The following is a 17,776-nucleotide window of genomic DNA, read 5'->3' on the forward strand; positions in this document are numbered from 1 at the left end:
AGGATATCTTTCATTCCTTCATTCTGAAATGCCCATAAAACCAGAAGTATCTTACATTTACTCACCCCCTTTAAATTGCAATTAAAATAGAAAAAGGAGCAGATGACTCATCATTAGATAAGTCATCTGCTCCCATTTTTAATTCTTTCAGTATGCCATTGTTTAGCTTCAACTGAATGCTTTCAATTTTTCTATCTTCCCTAATAGTTATCTTATGAATAATTAGATGTAACAACCGTTTACGCTGCTCTCTAGTCAAGGCACTTTGGAAAGCCTTTGAGAAATTTAACAATACTTCTTTAATCAGCTTATATGAAACATGTTTCGCTGTATTTCCTTGTATTTGTTTCCTTAAAGGCTCCATCAGCTCTTTTAATTGCTGTATTTGCTCTTCTAACTTTTTCGCCTTTTCTGCGTACATTACTTTAGAAATCAACTCGTCTGTATAAGCATCAAATGTTTTAGACATTTTTTGTTCTAATTCTTTCATCTGTTTGGCATACATATTATATTCTTTTTGCAACGGTGCAAACATCTTTTCATTACGGCTGTTCACACTTTTGACTAGCTCTTTAATAAGTTTATCACTACGCATTAATCGTTGAAGCTTATCTAATACAAATGCATCCGCATACTCTGTTCGTACACCATTGGAGCGACATACTAACGTGCCTTTATTTTTCCATGCGCCACAAACGTAATATTCAAGTACTCGCTTTGTACCGTCTTTTAATTTGTTCGTAGTTCGACTAATGACCATCCCAGCTCCACAAACTGGACATCTCATAATACCTGTCAGTGGAAACTCACCATCATGTACACGATTTGGCTTACATGAACGACTTTTAAAAACATTTTGGGCAACATTCCACACTCCTTCTAAAATAATCGGTTCATGTTCTCCCTTTTGAATAATTGGTGCTGGATTAATGTTGTTGCGTCCTTTTTCACTCCAATCTCGCCTAACATTGTATCGAATATAGCCTGCGTAAATTGGATTAGTTACAATTATTTTAATCGCATTTAATGAAAATGTTTTACCCTTCTTTGTACGATGACCAAGTTTGTTAATCGTGTTCGCTATTGATTTGTAGCCGTGACCAGAGGTGTACATTTTAAAAATAGTACGGATTATATATGCTTCTTTTTCATTTACTACTAACTGAGTATTCTTCCGCTTCTTATTGCTACCTTCGCATTCTATAACATCATATCCCAATACTTGACCGCCATTCCATCGACCCTCTTTAGCTCTCGCTATCATTCCCATTTTAACGTTTTCAGCTATGTTATTCCGCTCATATTCAGCTATTGCAGCCATCAGTTGAAACTGTAATTTACCAGTAGAAGTTTCCGTTTCATATTTTTCCGTGTAAGAACGAAAAGCAATATTTTTACTATTTAATTTTTCAACAATGTTCATTAAATCTAAGCTTTTACGTGCTAGGCGATTCATTTTCCATACTAGCACAACATCAAACTTCTTCTGTTCGGCATCCATAAGTAAGCGTTGTACTGCTGGTCGACCCGATATGTTTTTTCCACTAATCCCTCTATCTATATACTCTTCATAAACAAAATAACCCTCACGCTCACAAAGTTCATTTAAAACCCTTATTTGCTCATCTATACTGTATCCTTCTTCAGCTTGTTCCGTTGTTGAGACCCTAGCATAAATGGCGACTATCTTTTGGTTAGTAAGCTCACTTTTTCTCATTATATATCTCCCCCACTTTTTCTTTTTGCACAGTCGTTAAAATCATAGACGTTAAAATATCTAACACTTCTTGAACTTTCAATTCATTTTCCAATGAGCTAACCTCCCATTTATAATATATATTTCTTTTCTTTTTCATTACATTTAGGGGTCAAAGGGAAGAATAAAGACAAAAAAAATAAACCGTCTACAAAATAGATGATTTAACGAATTAAAAAAATTAAAATTTAACTTCCCCTCGACACTTCCGCCCCCTAGCTGAAATTTTTTATAGAAATATCAACTAAGTACTCATAACCATTAATCCTTTTTTGATTCAAGATAATCCCTTTACTATCTAACACATTTTCAAAGTCTTTAAAGAAGCGTTGTCTACTTCTTAATGCTGAACTATCCATTCCTTGTTCATGGCTCCATTTCTGAAAAGCTTCATACAATGATGGTCTTCTGATTTTCGAACCCACTTCTATCTCTATAGATGATTCAAAGAAATGTAACACTGGATTTTGAGCTAATCTGTATTTACTCATTTCAGCTTCAATTACTTTTGAATGACTAAAAATATATTTCTGCTTCTTTAAACGATTCAACCCCTCAATCGCCCAATTAAAAATTCCAGGTAATTCTTCTTTCAATTCTTCTAATAAATTTCTGTTACGTTCTGCTTCTGTAAATGTTCGCTTAAACGGTATAATCACAAGTTTACGAAAATAACCTTGTGTTAAATCCGTTGTATCAGGTAACTCATTACCTAAAAAGAGCAAACGACACTTCGACTTATAATTCACAATAGGTGAACGGTATTTGATATTAATTGTAATACCGTCACCACTGACAATGGACTTGAATGCCTCCGTGTTTAATCTGGAGCCCTGCATTTCATTCTCTGCCGCAATGTTTAAAGTCTTGCCTATGATACCCTCTAAGCCAAAATTTTTACTAAACTGCGATAATGGTACACTACTTACATTCCCTGAACCTACTAGAATGGATACTAGATTTGCAAGAACACTCTTACCATTAGCACCGCGACCATAGTAATACACTGCCTTTTCACACTGGGTTTCTGTTGTTAACCAGTAACCCAGTAGCTCTTGGTGAACTTTTATCAGTTCTTCATTGTCGTTTGTGATGTCTTTCATAAAACGTAAAAACTTTGGGCAAGTTGCAGTTTCATTAAAATGAATAGGAACTCTAACTGTTGATAGATATTTAGAGTGATGCGGCTCTAGAGTATAAGTGGTTAAATTATACATACCGTTCTCTAAGTTAATCCAGTCATTATATGGATTTAGCTCTTCAACATAATCAGCTTCACGTTGAATCGCTTGTATGGCTTCTTTTTCATAACCGCTTCTCCAACTATTTGCCAACCCTTCATTCATCAGTGTGCGTATGATTTTCCCTAATTGGACACTATTACATTCTTGATAATAGCCTTTATGATTGTAAACGTAAAGTATGCCATGTTGATCACAGCAGGTAATAACTCTTTGTAAGAAGTAATCAGCAAATAAGTTAGCATTAAAATAAAATTTTTCTTTTTTTTCATCATAACAAAATCCTGTTTGAATAGCCTCTGAAGTATGGATTACATCTAAAATCTCAGCACGAATTTTTTTGATACGTTCGGACTCTTCATACTCACCTTTGTTAATATCTTTTTCATAAAAAGAGGAGTTTGCTAACAAACAATTAACTATATCTTGTGTATTATGACCTTTGATACCTCGAATTGCATTAAAGAAATCGCTAGCTGTTGAACCCTCATTTAAACTGGCTAGCATTTCTTTTAATTGCTTATGTTTTTCCATAACATACAGTTTTTTTATTGTAAATGGCTTAATCACCTCATTCATTTTCGCTTACCTCCAAAGAATTAATCATAATTTTTCTATATACCTTTAAATTCTCATAAACATTTATAATATGGCAGGTCCCTTTTTCGCCCACAAAATCTTCAAACTCAATATCATCCTTCAACTCAACGAAATTAGCAAATTGTTGCAGGAACTCATCGTACCTTTTCGTAAAACTCATATCATCGTCATATGAGAAAATTTGCTCTTCTTCAAAACTTTCATGTTCATTTGATAATAAAAATAAAAACTTTACAATATTGTATTGATTTGATTTCACTCTAAACGTTTCAAACCTAATTATTTCAAACCGGTAAATAACCAAGTCCACCTTTTCACCTGAAATTGGTTCTAATCCATTAGGATTGTTTTTTCGTTGTTCAATTAATCTTCTTAACTCTTCTGGACTACAACTAAACATTTAATCCACCTCTTCTTAAATTAATCTATGAGTCCCCTAGACTTTACGACTCTTTCATCCTTTTTAGTTAATAGCACTATGATTAAAGTTGATTTTTTAATTGTTCGCTATTATATTTCTATGGGGCCTATAATATATTGTTCGGAATTCACATTTTTTGTTATGCGAATTGAAATTCTTACACATCTAAAAATTTAAAAAGAAAGAGCATTTGTTAGCTCTTTCTTTTCGGCTACTAGAACATCCCCTTTTAAGCGAATTATTTTATTTAGCGCCATAGTTCACTTATCCCATAATTGGGGTTACAGTTCAGAATCTCTATTGACTCACCATTTTGGATACCAAAACATTTTTCATTAAATTCCGGAAAGAAATTTATTTCTCCATTTAATGCGCTCTTTACTAAATCATCTGGATCGTCATCAACACATCCATCTCCAATACGAATATTTTGAATTGGGCACTCATTTAAATACTTGGCAAACTCAAGAAATAACCCTGCATATTGCCCTCGATTCATGACCATTTGATATCCTTTTGGATACCAATCAATTTCAACATGATTTCCGGAAATAAGGATTCTATTTGGACAAATACTTAGCTCCTCTAGTTGTTTTTTCAATTTCTTAAGATAGCGTTCTAAACCATCCTGAGACATACTTGAATCTAATTCTAAGATAGCTCCCAATCTATATAAGGCGTTCACTCCATCAAAGTGGTCCTCTCTTGCATATGAAAGTACTGATATTGCTGTTTGATAGTTTGAATTTTTTTTCATTGTTCTTTTCCTCCTAATTGTTTTTGTAACCATTAACATTCAATACTATGAAAGACTAATAGTATATGCACGATTGATACGTAAACCCTTACGCTATGAGCATTACCATACATTTTCCATTATTGATTAAACTATAATGGTCACAATAATATGTTCGGAGTTCATCATTATAATTATGCGAATACCAATTTGTAATTTAAAATTGAACACTGATATAATTAGATAAAACGACTAGGGAGATAGCATTAATGATTACTTTAGATAAAAGGCGAGAAGTTTTTGACCTTTGGTTTATAAAAAGGCATGCCAAAAGGGAAATTAGCAGAAGATTGAACATAAGCAGAGGAACAATTGATAAGATTATAAATGAATGCCAACAAAAAATATTTAAGCTTAACTTAGCACCAGAGGCTGATTTATTAAAGCATATTGAGGAGATAATTGTTCCTCCTTCCATAAAGAGAATACGAAGACCCTATAAGTTGAATAAGCAAACAGTTACCTTTATAAAAAAAATAGTCATAGAAAATGAAAAATTGGCTAGACTGGGATTAGAAGAGGCAAAATCCATAAAGACGCTATTTGAATACCTTCAGCAGCAAAAAAAAGAAAACCCTAATCTTTCCACAGACTTTACCATAGATAATTTCTATAAATATGTGAGAAAAATTAGAGAGGATATCCATAAGAATGGTTTATGATTGATGGTGAAGAGACATATTTTCCCCTTCACCCGCTCATGCACATCATCTTCGCTTATATCTATTTCGGCATTCAAGAATCTTCTCAATGAGTTCCTCCTCATATATTTAGTTCGAGTTTTAAGATATATCTCTTTCTATTCTTGGTCTTTTGTATATATTTCTTGATACACCTTTACACCATCCTGTAAGCAAAATAAAAAGAGTGGATTATTGGACTCTGCCCCTAAAGCAACTCCAATAATCCACTCTGATTCATCATTGTATATATACGTTTGAAATGAAACTGGATTCGGTAATATTTCCAATACATCCTCTGAAATGAGTTTCTCGTCTAGTTCCTCATGATATAGAAGTACTGTTTCCTCTCCTACCTCATTTAATTCAACTATTATACCGAATTTCTCTTCCATAAAATCTATCAATTGCTCGAAACCAAACATGACGTGACTCCTTTCAAATAATAATATTATTGGTTGACATTATGGTATCGTCGTGTGGTACTAATTTCCAACGATTTTTCAGGGCAGGATAAAGAGGATGGAAACCTTTTCGACCAAAATGCGCTTCTATTTGAAGAATGTTTGCTTTCTTATCTAGCAATATGGCTAAAATCATGTTTAACCGTTCAACAGCCTTCTTGTTTGTCTCTACCCCTTTTCCAACCGCAATAATAACATCATCCACTTTTGCGATAGCTTCTTGAATACATTTTAAATTTTCAACAACAGACTCTTTCATTTCAACTCCTTCAACTGTTGAAAATAAATTTGCAATTTCTACAACACCGTAACCCAATTTCGAAAGATTATTAATGACATACATCGTCGTTTGGTCTTGCGCAACTTCATACGCCTGACCTGCTTTTTTCATGATTACAAGTGCTTTTTTCCTGTTCTTGTCCCACTCTTTCCTAATAAGATATTTGTTTTTCATTTCATCATCATAAGTGACTTCTGTTTTCATCGTACCTTTTTTTGTTTCCACTGATTTTTTACCCCTTTCAGTTATAACTTTTTCTTTTAAAAAAGTGTGGCTATTATTACTTACGATTATGTGGTTCAAGGCGTCTATACCAATGACTTTTCCAGCCTCCATTAATCTTTTACTGACCTGTATATCTTCTTTGCTGGATTTTGTTTTTCCAGATAGATAATCCCCCAATGTGGCAGACATTAATTAATACTTGCTTATTTTTATTGTTAAGTAAAGCAAAGATAAAATACTTACTTTCTGTTTCCTTCATTAACTAATAACTATCTTTTGGTGACTTAATGAACGTTCTTTGTAATACACACTTAATCCATTTACTAATTTAAATGACATGATATTTACTTGTTTTGCTCCTCCCATGTTTACCTCCTAAAACTATAATAACCCAGGTATAAAAACACCTGGGCTCATTATTTCACCTTTATAATATATATTCGAAATCTGAATCAAATCATTTATTGAGCGAAATATTTCTTCCCTAATTCCGTCAAAATTGTAAATCTTGTTACAGCCCGACCACTGATAACATTTTGAATACTGTTATACTCTTCAGAGGAATATAATTCTTTCACCTTATCAGCAATATATTCAATAGGATTATCTAAAGAAGTGATGTAGTTTAAATTTTCAGCGATACCGATTGCAATGATTTCGAAGCTTGATAATGATACAGCTCCCTTAAACCTTTCTTCCTCTTTAAAATATTTTTTAAATGCATTCCCTTCTAGGGCTTCATTTAACAGTTCAAACGTCTTATCAAATATTTCCTTTTCTCTCACATAATCTAGACTATCCTCTAAACATAAATCCTGCATTTTTTCAGTTAGCACATCATGAATATCATCCGTTAAACTGTACTCTGATTGGTCAATGTTGCGATAAATCATAAACCTTAAAACATATTCAATATCCCTCTGTTTTTTTACTAAATTATCACTAATAGGTAATGTTGAGACAAAAGTTGGATTCAGTGAAAGTGTTCTTAGCCATGTATAGAAGTTTCTATTTATCATAATTGCTAAACAATTCCTAACTTCCTGTTCTGTTAGTTTACTGCCTCCTGTGTTCAATCTATCGAAAATATCATATTTAGCTTTAGGATTACTTTCATTCCCCACGACAATTACTTTCAATGTCGCCCCTAAGAATTTATTAGCTAAGCTTTTCCCTTGCTCAAAAGAAAAGCGATGTGTATGTTTTGGGTGCTTAGTATTCCATACTTTACCTTCTAGGGCTTTCAGTTTTTCAGTCCCTACTAATACACTTGGTTCAACTAATTCTTCATCTTCATCACGAAGTACTCCTAAAAACTCAAAAATCGTTGATAGTCGTTGAACACCGTCAATTACATCCCAAGCTGCATTCTCATCTTCTGCAACAAATAAGGGAGGAATAGGAATGCCTAATATAATAGACTCAATTAGTTTTGTTTTTTGTTTCATTGACCATCTAAATAATCGCTGAAATTCTGGATGAATGTCTAACACGTTCCTAACTGCATACATATTCATCAACTCTGAAATAGTAACATCTTTGGTTTCAGTTTTTAATTCTTTACGCTCTTCACTAATCTGATCCTCTAAATCTTTCACTGTCCCCACATTAGTAATATCTAATTCCTCATCAGATATAAGAGATAATTGTTCATAAGTCATTTCATTTTCCTCCCCAATTTCAATATTGCCTTCATTTAACGCCGAACGCATCCCTATTCCGTCATATATTTTTCCTAAAGAATAGTAAATCTTCATTTCATCTTCCTTATCAATTTCCTTGCCAATTAAATCTGCATCTACGCTAAAATGATTTGCCAATTGAAAAGCCCTCTTTGAAGGTACTTTTCTTTTTCCTTTCACCCAATCGCTTACAGTTTGAGGTGCAAGCTCTAAAAATTCTGCAACCTCCTTGAATTCCATGCCCTTTAGCTTAACTATTAATTCTAAACCGATCATAAAAAATCTCCCTTCTGACTGATTCAATAAGTCTCTTGTTGGAAAATAAAACCTTATATCAGTCATGATAATACGACTGATTCAATAAGTCAAATAAAAAAATAAAAATAAAAAAATCAGCCAAATAAAAAAATACCTCTAGGCTATGAAAACCTAGAGGCATTAATTAAAAATATTTTCTACAATTTCATCAATTTTACTTTGAGAGGGTAAGGTTGTTATTCCCTTTCCAATTCGTTCCAAATCTGATTTACTCGGATATTTTAATGACTTTAAATCTGAGACATTTACTTGTGTGTTACCGCTAAACGTCCTGAAATAAAAGTCAACCATTGAAGAGTTAAGGTATAAACATAACCCTCTGGCAAAACTTTTACTGTAAAGACCTTTATGATCAATATGATAGTAGTTTAATTTATTATCATATCCTACTTTCTGTTCTGGGTTATCTGTATTATCAAATATAGCTGCAACAATTCGTTTTCTTTCTTCCTTTGTAGTCATTCTTTTTACTAAAACATAGACTCCAGCAGGTCGCAATCTTTTATAGTTCTTATCGTCTTCTACAATTACTCCTGGTTTTTCACTTTCAATTGGCCATTTAATAAATCCATTTTCAAAATTATCTTGATAAATCATAGGATATGACCAAAAATCAGCCTCAAACCTTAAGCTTTCTGGTTTTTCTCTAAAATCAACTATAGGTCCTGTAGACACACTAATTCCCAAATCAGATAAAACACATGGTAAAGAATGCATTTTATCTACTATCGCTTTATCTGTTGTATGAATAATACGAATTATCTTTTCTGTATCTGTGGGAAAGACAACATTGTCAAAACGCTTAAATGTACGTTTTGTTTCAGCGAAATCATTTTTTAGTGATTCCGTTATTTGAATTTTATCATTATATTTTTGAGTATCTTTGAATAAAGATAAAATAATTGTTTCTTGCAAAACCTCGTCATAGAAAAGGTCTTTCCTAGACTTAAAAATATGAATACGGTCTATTTTAGTATGCATAATCAAAGCTTCTCTAAACGATTTAAAATACGCTCCACTGCAGAAACTCCTAGGAACTATACATACTAATTGTCCCTTATTTTTTAATAGTTTATTTGCAATAGCTATAAAAGCTGCGTAATGGTTAGGGACGTCAATCCCTGCTTGTAATAGGGCTCTTTTATGATTAGAATCACTGTTTAATTTACGATATGGTGGGTTTAAGATAATGTAATCAAATCTACTCTCAGATTCATTAATTTTTTTCAATCCTGCATAAATAAAATCTGTATATTTTATTTTAACATTCAAAGTGATTCCTTTATCTTTGCATAAGTTTTTTAAATCTAATAAATTTTCATCGAGCTTGTCTGATAACGTGTCATCGACTTCGTATAGCTCAATGTTAATAGCTCTAGGTTTTCTTTTCCAATTACATATTTTAAAAATCAAAGCAGCAGTAAGGTTTCCTATGCCACAGCCCGGATCTAATATATTTATCTCATTTTTTTTAACTTCTTTAAACATCGAGCTCATGAAATCAGCAATATCTATTGGTGTGAAGTACTGATCATTTTTTTCTTTGAGTTGAACTCTAGTTTCATCAGAAGTTGTCTCAATGGATCTTTTATTAATTTTTTCTAGTAAAACGTTAATCATCAAACACAACCTCCATTAAGTTATAATTATAAATGATTTACGACTTACTTTAAATTGCTAATTTTGAGTACTAAAAAAGCTTGAACTACATTTCTGCAGTTCAAGCGAAAAACCTCATTTACTTATGATACGGTTCCCCACGATTAATACGAAACGCCCTATACACTTGCTCCAGCAATACTAATCGCATTAATTGGTGTGGTAATGTCATCTTTGAAAAAGAAAGTGATTCGTTTGAACGCTTCATTACTTCTGAACTTAGTCCAAGTGATCCACCAATTACAAAGGCAACTTTACTCTTTCCATATGTAGCAAGACGATCTAAACTTACCGCAAATTCTTCTGATGATTTTTGTTTTCCTTCTATCGCTAACGCAATGACATGCGTATTATCAGAAATTTTATCCAGTATACGTATACCTTCTTTTTCTTTTACAATTAACATTTCTGCTTCACTTAAATTTTCTGGCGCCTTTTCATCTGGCAATTCGATTACTTCTACTTTTGCGTATGCAGATAATCGTTTTAAGTATTCTGCTATACCTTGTTTTAAATATTTTTCTTTTAATTTCCCAATTGAAATAATCGAGATATTCACACGTATTCCCCACCTTACAAACATGTTATCCACATAACTTATCCACATATCCACAAATTTTACCCACATATTGTGTGAGAATCTGTGTTCGATACAACATATGTCGCCTCATTTTGACAAAATTCACATGTTTTTTTCTCTTTTTCTGAGTTATCCACATTGTTGATAACCGGTGCAACTTCACACTCATCCACAATAATATCTAAAGCTAATTCAACATGTTCTAAACAACAAGGTAAATTCATATTCTTCACCTCACTTTTCTACAATAGAAAACAGGAGGTAGGCCCTCCTGTTTTTAATACTTTTGAATGCCTAGTTTAACCGTTGTTGTTGCTCGTTTTGTACCACGATAAAATGTAAGAGTCATTTTATCATTAATTTTTTTATCATATAAGGCCGTACGGAATCCGATAATATCACGAACTGGTTTTCCATCTACTGCTACAATCACATCATGTTCTCGTAAACCAGCATCTGCACCTGGTGAAGGACTTTTCACATCTAAAATGCAAACTCCCTCTGTTACATTGCCTGGTAAATGCAATGTTTTTGACCAATAATAATTCGGAATCTCATTTAACGATCTAAGTTCAATTCCAACATATGGTCTTCTTACTTTTCCGTACTTCTCTAATTCATTCATAATAGGAACAGCTCTATTAACAGGAATGGCTAGTCCAATTCCTTCTACTTCTTTTGCAGCAATTTTCATTGAATTAATACCAATTAATTGACCTGCTGCGTTTACAAGCGCACCACCACTATTACCTGGATTAATTGCTGCGTCTGTTTGCAATACTTCTACTTGCCAATCATAATGCCCATCTTGATCTAAATCTACAGGGACAATACGTTCATTAGCCGAAATAATGCCTTGTGTGACAGTTCCAGAAAATTGTAGCCCGAGCGGGTTTCCAATCGCAATGACCGGTTCTCCTCTACGAACCGCATTAGAATCGCCAATTTCAATTACTTTTTTCACATGCTTTGCATCTATTTCTAGTACAGCCAAATCTGTGACTACATCCGTTCCTAATACTTTTCCTGGAACTTTCTTACCGTCACTTAAACTTACTTCGATACGATTCGCCCCAGCAACAACATGATTATTCGTTACAATGTAAGCTTGGCCATCTGTCTTTTTATAAATTACACCTGATCCTGTACCAGCTTCTGAATCTGCCTCTGAAAAATTATCTCGCTGAATATTAATAACGCCAACAACAGCTTCAGACGCACGATCAACAGCATCCACAAAGCTAATCTGTTTAATTCCTTGTGCTTGGGCCATATTACTTCCACTTGCTTCCGCTTGTGGAAACGCGCCTGCATCATTTGAAAACAAAGGAGCTCCAAATGCAAATAACGAAGCTCCTACAATTGTTCCTGCTATACTAGAAATAACAATACCTTTATGCTTCTTTTTTCTTGCACGTTTCATACGATAATTTTCTTCATCAATAAAGGACATATTTGTTCACCTATCTTCCTGAAAACAACTATATTCACCTTTATTGTTTACTAAAATGAAGAATTATACGTATTGAATTTTTGTCGGCATTTTTGGATCTGTATCGTGAATTTCAAAGGCTTCTCCCACTCCAAATCCTTTTTCCTGTAATACTTGTGATACTGACATACGTGCTAGTTCTTTCATGTTATTATCTAAACTTAAATGGGCTAAATAAATATGTTTTGTCTCATCTGTAATTACATCGGCCATCGCTAATGCAGCGTCCTCATTACAAACGTGACCCACATCACTTAAAATACGTCGCTTAATACTCCATGGATAACGCCCCATACGAAGCATTTCTACGTCATGATTACTTTCAAATACAAAAGCATTAGCTCCCTTAATAACACCTTTCATACGGTCACTCACGTATCCCGTATCTGTAATAAGGGCTAATTTTCTATTATTGTTATGAAAAGCATAGAACATCGGCTCTGCCGCATCATGAGACACCCCAAATGACTCGACCTCAATATCACCAAATGTTTTCACATCCCCAACTGAGAAAATAAACTTTTGCTCAGTCGGGATATTTCCTATTAAGTGTTCCATTGCGTTCCATGTTTTCTCATTTGCATAAACAGGCAAATCATATTTACGTGCCAATACACCTAATCCTTTAATATGATCACTATGTTCATGTGTTACAAGAATACCTGATACATCATTTATATTTAGTTCTGCCTGTTTAAATAAAGCCTCTGTTGCTTTACCACTTAAACCTGCATCGACGAGTAATTTCTTTTCATCTGTTCCTACATATAGCATATTCCCTGTACTTCCACTTGCAAGTACGCTAAAATGCAACCCCATTCTTTCTCACTCCAGTATGTTCATCAACCACTTGATTTTCCTTTTCACCTAATTCCATAACTTGTCCTTCAATTGCATTTACAAAGAAGTCCTGCTTCTGCTCCGTTTTTAAATTCCATGTTGGAGCGAGTACTTGGTTATTAGAAGTAGATGCGGTAAGGTTGGCATAACCAATTTGTGCTTCTTTTACATGTGTATTCCCATGAATTTTATTTTTTAAATATAGGTTTTCTAAAGCCGTTTGGGCAGTAATAATTTCTTGCTGTTTCGTTTTTTCACTTTCGCCCATTTCTTTTAAATCAGTTAGCATCGTTTGCGTGTACGACACAAGTTCATTTTTTTCATTTAATTCCACAACAATCATCGCCTGATCGTTATAAAAAATAGGCTTATCTTTATATTTTTGGAAGAAGTAAATTTTAGAGTCTTTCATCGCACCAAACTCATACTTTTGCCCATCCAATACATAGTTCTTCAAAAAATCACTATACTTATCTTTAGATAATGATTTTGTATTCAAAAAGGGCTCTTTTAGCTTACTTTCTATCTTGTACATATTTTGTATATGGGCCGTTTGATTTTTTAAAGACTGTACATCTTCTTCTTTAAATGCCTTATTTTCCGCCCTAATAAATGACTCTTTTTTTGGTTCTTTAGGGAAATTACCCATCGTAATTTTGTTCGCTTTTAGTTCTTGATCTATCTTTGTTTCTGCAATAAGCTCCAATTGATTACTATCTTGCTTTTGAATGAATTGAAAAATGAGAAAGAGGTCCAAAACAAAAAAGGTCACAATAAATATGGTTTTAATCCGATCCCAATCCATTTAGTCCTCCCTCACTCCACTCATATATTTTTTGTTTGCCAGCTTCATCTTCAACAAACTTTACATACCAAATTGGCTGTAGTCGAGCTACTTGCCCATCTAGTGATAATTTGTATCCAATACCAATGTCTTTAATGAATCGTTTATCTACTGCGGGATTATTTTCTAAGGATGCTATTACAACGTGACCTGATGGAAGAGTGACCTTTTGCTCTATACCTTTCGTATTTAAAGACAACAACGGTCTTTCATATTCCATTACTTCTTCTGATCCCCATACTTGTCTCAATTCAGCTAATCCATCTGTATTGAATACAGAATATCCATCTTCATGTAGACGAAATACCGTCTGTCCTTTATTCATATAGTCCAAACGATATGAATCCAAGCTCCCACTGTGACCATTTACAAAATCAAAGCTTTTTTGTAAAAGCATTAAATTATCTGTCGTTTTCTCACTTGAAACAGAAGAATTTTTATACTTTAGCATATGATGATCGTTTTCAATCTCCATAGACCTAATACCGTCTGTAAATGTTTCTTTCGATTTCTCGGTAATAGGACTTAAATAACGCGGGTCACTAAAAAGAGCATTCTTAAATGTATCCACCGCTAAATTAGATGAAATATATGTTATATTACTTAATTCTGTCGCTCCATCTGGTAAAAATAACTTTTTCATATCATTAATTTGATAGTCAAAATAAGGTTTTGCCGATACTATAAATTGATTTTGTGCATTTACAATATCTTTTAAATACACACCACTTAATTTTGCTTCATATATTCTAGAGTTATCACCATCAGAAACAAAATTAATTTTAATTTCTTGATCCCTACTTCTAGAAGGATCAAGAATAATTCGATTAAAATATTTAGGCTTATTTATACTTTTTTCTTTCATATTAAACATAGATTTAACTGCATCAAACGGGATGTTGGTAGGAAAAACAAGTTCAATTTTCCCTTCACCATGCACATAAGAAAGGAAATCAGCTTTAGCAAGCGATATCTCTTTGAAATCATATAATTCCCCTGCTTCCAAAGGTTTATAAATTGATTCTATATCTCCCTCTCTTTTGCTCCCGTAATGATTTTTATCTTTGTGGACAATGATAGAAGTAGGGCGGACAACATCACCGATTTTAGTTTGAGTAGTTCCTTCATTACCCTGCACAAATTTTGCGTTTTGCATAGACGTGGAATCTGGCACATACGTCCATAAGTTAAAAGTAAGAAATAGGCTAATTACAACTAAATTAATTAAAACGATCGTTTTAACATTTTCCATACTCATTCCCAATCGTCCTCTTCATCCGCTGCCATTGGTAATGTGAAATAAATAGTTGTCCCTTTTCCTTCCTCACTCTTCGCCCAAATCGAGCCACCATGTGCCTCAATCATTTCTTTCGCAATCGCTAATCCAAGTCCTGTACCACCCATTTGTCTTGAACGTGCTTTATCTACGCGGTAAAAACGTTCAAAGATTTTATCAACATTCTCTTTCGGAATACCCATTCCTTGGTCGCTTACACTAATTTCTAATAACTCACCACGATCACGTAAGCGATATGTTACTGTTCCACCTTCTGGTGAATACTTTAATGCATTCGAAATAATGTTATACAATACTTGTGTAATTTTATCCGTATCCATATCAATAAATCGGGATTTCTTAGAGAAAGATCGTTTGAAACTTACGTTTTGCTCTTTAGACATTTCAAAACGATCAATAATGTTATTAAAGAAGTCAGTAAAGTCGACCCATTCTTTCATTAATCGATGCTCTGTACTATCAAGCTTAGAAAGTTGCAATAACGCATTTACAAGTCTAATCATTCTTTCTGTTTCTTCTTGTGTAACTGTTAAAAATTGCGGTGCAATATTCGGATCTTGCCACGCGCCGTCCGTAAGAGCCTCTAAGTAACTTCGCATCGTCGTTAATGGCGTTCTTAATTCATGGGAAACGTTTGCCACAAACTCGCGGCGTTCCCTCTCTATACGCTCTTGTTCAGTTACATCATATAATACGGCTATTAAACCATTTGCTTTCCCTGTCTCTTTTTGAATAACAGAGAAACTAGCACGTAAAATATATGGCTCATTTCTCGTACTAAAATCTAATAAAACGGAATCAGGCTCTTCGTATAAATGATCGAGCGTAAATTCTTCCTGTATCCCTAATACTTCTAAAACAGATTGATCGAGTGCCGTTTCACGCGAAACATTTAGCATCTTTTCCGCAGGATCATTTAATAAAATAATGTCTCCTTTTCGGTCGGTAGCAATTACCCCATCTGTCATATGTGATAAAACGGATGATAATTTACGTCTTTCACTTTCCGTTGAAGAACGAGCTTGTTGTAATTTTTTTGATAAATTATTGAAAGATAATGCTAATTGTCCAATTTCATCATGGCTATGCACTTTTACTTTTCTTGAATAGTTTCCTTTTGCCATTTCAATCGCTTGTCTTCGCATATCTGAGATTGGTCTCGTAATCGTTTGAGCTAACAAAATTCCAAGTACAGCTGTTACGAGTAATGCAATAACGGTTCCAGTCGCAAAAATTTGATTAATATCCTTCATCTGTTTATAGACATCTTCCATAGATGCAACAATGTAAATAACACCAAGTGCATCCTTTCCATTATCATCTAGAATAGGAGTAAGCATAACTTGTACGCGATGACCTGTACGACCATCCTTCTCAATTTTCACTTCTGGCTTTTTTTGTACCAATACCCGCTGAACGGCTATATCAGTTGATGTTCTATTTACCTTGTTTTGCTTTGACTCATCTGAAATAGCAAGTAACTTTCTATTCGAATCAAATACACTTACCTCTTGGATATCTTTCTTTCGATCAGAGGCAAATTTTCGAATTGAAGTTTTAATCGTTTCATCTGTTGATTCTGTTTCTGCTTTTGTATGACTTTTTTTAAACTCTTGTTTCAAGTTATATGATAATAAATTCGTTTGCTGCGTTAAAGAATCTCTAAATCCTTGTACAAGACTCTTTTCTAATTCTCTAACGAAATATACCCCAATAACCTGCATAGCTATCAATATTAATAGCATATATATGAGTACAAATTTTAAATGAATAGATTGAAAAAAACCGACTTTCTTCATATACTATTCCTGCTCTGGGTCACGCAAGTAATACCCTACTCCACGTCTAGTGACTATTAATGTAGGATGACTTGGATTATCTTCAATTTTTTCACGTAAACGACGAACTGTTACATCCACTGTACGTACATCTCCAAAGTAGTCATAACCCCAAACCGTTTGCAATAAATGTTCGCGCGTCATAACTTGTCCTAAATGTTTTGCTAAATAATGTAGTAGCTCAAATTCACGATGTGTAAGTTCAATATTTTCTTCACGCTTCGTTACACTATATGCATTCGGATTGATAACAATCGGTCCAATAACCATTTCCGTATTTTCTTCTTTTTCTGCAGCACCACCTTGTTGATGGCGACGTAAATTCGCCTTCACGCGAGCAAGTAATTCCCTCGTACTAAATGGCTTCGTTACATAATCATCTGCTCCAAGCTCAAGTCCTAATACTTTATCGATTTCAGAATCCTTTGCTGTAAGCATAATAATCGGCATTTCTGAGCTTTTACGTATTTCACGGCAAACCTCTAAGCCATCCTTACCTGGTAGCATAATATCTAATAAAACCATATCCGGCTGTTCTTCATTCGCTTTTTCAATTGCTTCATCACCATCATGCGCCATTACAATTTCAAAACCTTCTTTTTCTAGGTTGAACTTCAAAATATCTGCAATCGGCTTTTCATCATCAACTACTAAAATTTTCTTTCCCATCATCGTCTATTTCCTCCTTATAAAGTGAAACTTTAATTGGTGGGTGTTTTCTTCATCACCCACTGATTATTAGCCCTCACCAATTGGGCTTTTA

The 17,776-nt window shown here is 33.8% G+C and carries 17 protein-coding genes; 1 reads left to right on the forward strand and 16 read right to left on the reverse strand.

Annotated elements, in window-relative coordinates; translation table 11 throughout:
• Positions 1-70: 70 nt before the first annotated feature.
• The 4 genes from AAG068_RS27270 to AAG068_RS27285 form a co-directional block, all read right to left on the reverse strand.
• Positions 71-1,717, reverse strand: coding sequence for a recombinase family protein (locus AAG068_RS27270; protein ID WP_342716535.1), 1,647 nt, complete (start codon positions 1,715-1,717; stop codon positions 71-73).
• Between the two features lie 254 nt (positions 1,718-1,971).
• Entirely contained in the window at positions 1,972-3,576 is a 1,605-nt protein-coding gene (locus tag AAG068_RS27275) for a DNA primase family protein (protein WP_342716536.1), read from the reverse strand.
• A complete protein-coding gene (locus AAG068_RS27280) occupies positions 3,569-3,997 on the reverse strand; it encodes a hypothetical protein (protein WP_215558981.1) in 429 nt (142 codons plus the stop codon). Before AAG068_RS27280 ends, AAG068_RS27275 begins: the two co-directional genes overlap by 8 nt.
• Before the next feature lie 268 nt (positions 3,998-4,265).
• Positions 4,266-4,775, reverse strand: a complete 510-nt coding sequence (locus tag AAG068_RS27285) for a hypothetical protein (protein ID WP_332278591.1) — start codon at positions 4,773-4,775, stop codon at positions 4,266-4,268.
• A 248-nt stretch (positions 4,776-5,023) separates the two neighbouring features.
• Between AAG068_RS27285 and AAG068_RS27290 the strand changes: the two genes are divergently transcribed.
• Entirely contained in the window at positions 5,024-5,476 is a 453-nt protein-coding gene (locus AAG068_RS27290; RefSeq protein ID WP_342716537.1) for a hypothetical protein, read from the forward strand.
• Between the two features lie 137 nt (positions 5,477-5,613).
• Here AAG068_RS27290 and AAG068_RS27295 read toward each other — a convergent pair whose 3' ends face one another.
• From AAG068_RS27295 to walR, 12 genes are all read right to left on the reverse strand, one after another.
• A complete protein-coding gene (locus tag AAG068_RS27295; protein ID WP_342716538.1) occupies positions 5,614-5,919 on the reverse strand; it encodes a hypothetical protein in 306 nt (101 codons plus the stop codon).
• Positions 5,920-5,932: 13 nt separating this feature from the next.
• The gene (locus tag AAG068_RS27300; protein WP_342716539.1) at positions 5,933-6,652 is read right to left on the reverse strand and encodes a DUF1643 domain-containing protein; all 720 of its coding nucleotides are present in this window, start codon (positions 6,650-6,652) and stop codon (positions 5,933-5,935) included.
• A gap of 272 nt (positions 6,653-6,924) precedes the next feature.
• Positions 6,925-8,421, reverse strand: a complete 1,497-nt coding sequence (locus AAG068_RS27305; protein WP_170964299.1) for a GmrSD restriction endonuclease domain-containing protein — start codon at positions 8,419-8,421, stop codon at positions 6,925-6,927.
• A 162-nt stretch (positions 8,422-8,583) separates the two neighbouring features.
• A complete protein-coding gene (locus tag AAG068_RS27310) occupies positions 8,584-10,083 on the reverse strand; it encodes an Eco57I restriction-modification methylase domain-containing protein (protein ID WP_000611313.1) in 1,500 nt (499 codons plus the stop codon).
• A 118-nt stretch (positions 10,084-10,201) separates the two neighbouring features.
• Positions 10,202-10,681 (reverse strand): 23S rRNA (pseudouridine(1915)-N(3))-methyltransferase RlmH, encoded by a 480-nt coding sequence (gene rlmH, locus AAG068_RS27315; protein ID WP_266132488.1) that lies wholly within the window; start codon positions 10,679-10,681, stop codon positions 10,202-10,204.
• Between the two features lie 59 nt (positions 10,682-10,740).
• On the reverse strand, positions 10,741-10,926 hold the full coding sequence (locus AAG068_RS27320; RefSeq protein WP_001052827.1) for a CxxH/CxxC protein: 186 nt from the start codon (positions 10,924-10,926) through the stop codon (positions 10,741-10,743).
• Positions 10,927-10,979: 53 nt separating this feature from the next.
• On the reverse strand, positions 10,980-12,155 hold the full coding sequence (locus tag AAG068_RS27325; protein WP_342716541.1) for a S1C family serine protease: 1,176 nt from the start codon (positions 12,153-12,155) through the stop codon (positions 10,980-10,982).
• A 63-nt stretch (positions 12,156-12,218) separates the two neighbouring features.
• Entirely contained in the window at positions 12,219-13,013 is a 795-nt protein-coding gene (locus AAG068_RS27330; RefSeq protein WP_342716542.1) for an MBL fold metallo-hydrolase, read from the reverse strand.
• Positions 12,997-13,839 (reverse strand): two-component system regulatory protein YycI, encoded by an 843-nt coding sequence (locus tag AAG068_RS27335; protein WP_342716543.1) that lies wholly within the window; start codon positions 13,837-13,839, stop codon positions 12,997-12,999. Before AAG068_RS27335 ends, AAG068_RS27330 begins: the two co-directional genes overlap by 17 nt.
• Positions 13,820-15,136: a YycH family regulatory protein gene (locus tag AAG068_RS27340; RefSeq protein WP_342716544.1), complete on the reverse strand. Its 1,317-nt coding sequence runs from the start codon at positions 15,134-15,136 to the stop codon at positions 13,820-13,822. Before AAG068_RS27340 ends, AAG068_RS27335 begins: the two co-directional genes overlap by 20 nt.
• A complete protein-coding gene (gene walK / locus AAG068_RS27345; protein ID WP_098668536.1) occupies positions 15,133-16,974 on the reverse strand; it encodes a cell wall metabolism sensor histidine kinase WalK in 1,842 nt (613 codons plus the stop codon). Before walK ends, AAG068_RS27340 begins: the two co-directional genes overlap by 4 nt.
• 3 nt (positions 16,975-16,977) lie before the next feature.
• Positions 16,978-17,685 carry a cell wall metabolism DNA-binding response regulator WalR gene (gene walR, locus AAG068_RS27350; RefSeq protein ID WP_000971865.1) on the reverse strand — a complete coding sequence of 236 codons (708 nt, stop codon included), beginning with the start codon at positions 17,683-17,685 and terminating at the stop codon, positions 16,978-16,980.
• Positions 17,686-17,776 lie beyond the last annotated feature (91 nt).

This window comes from Bacillus paramycoides, assembly GCF_038971285.1.
GTDB lineage: Bacteria > Bacillota > Bacilli > Bacillales > Bacillaceae_G > Bacillus_A.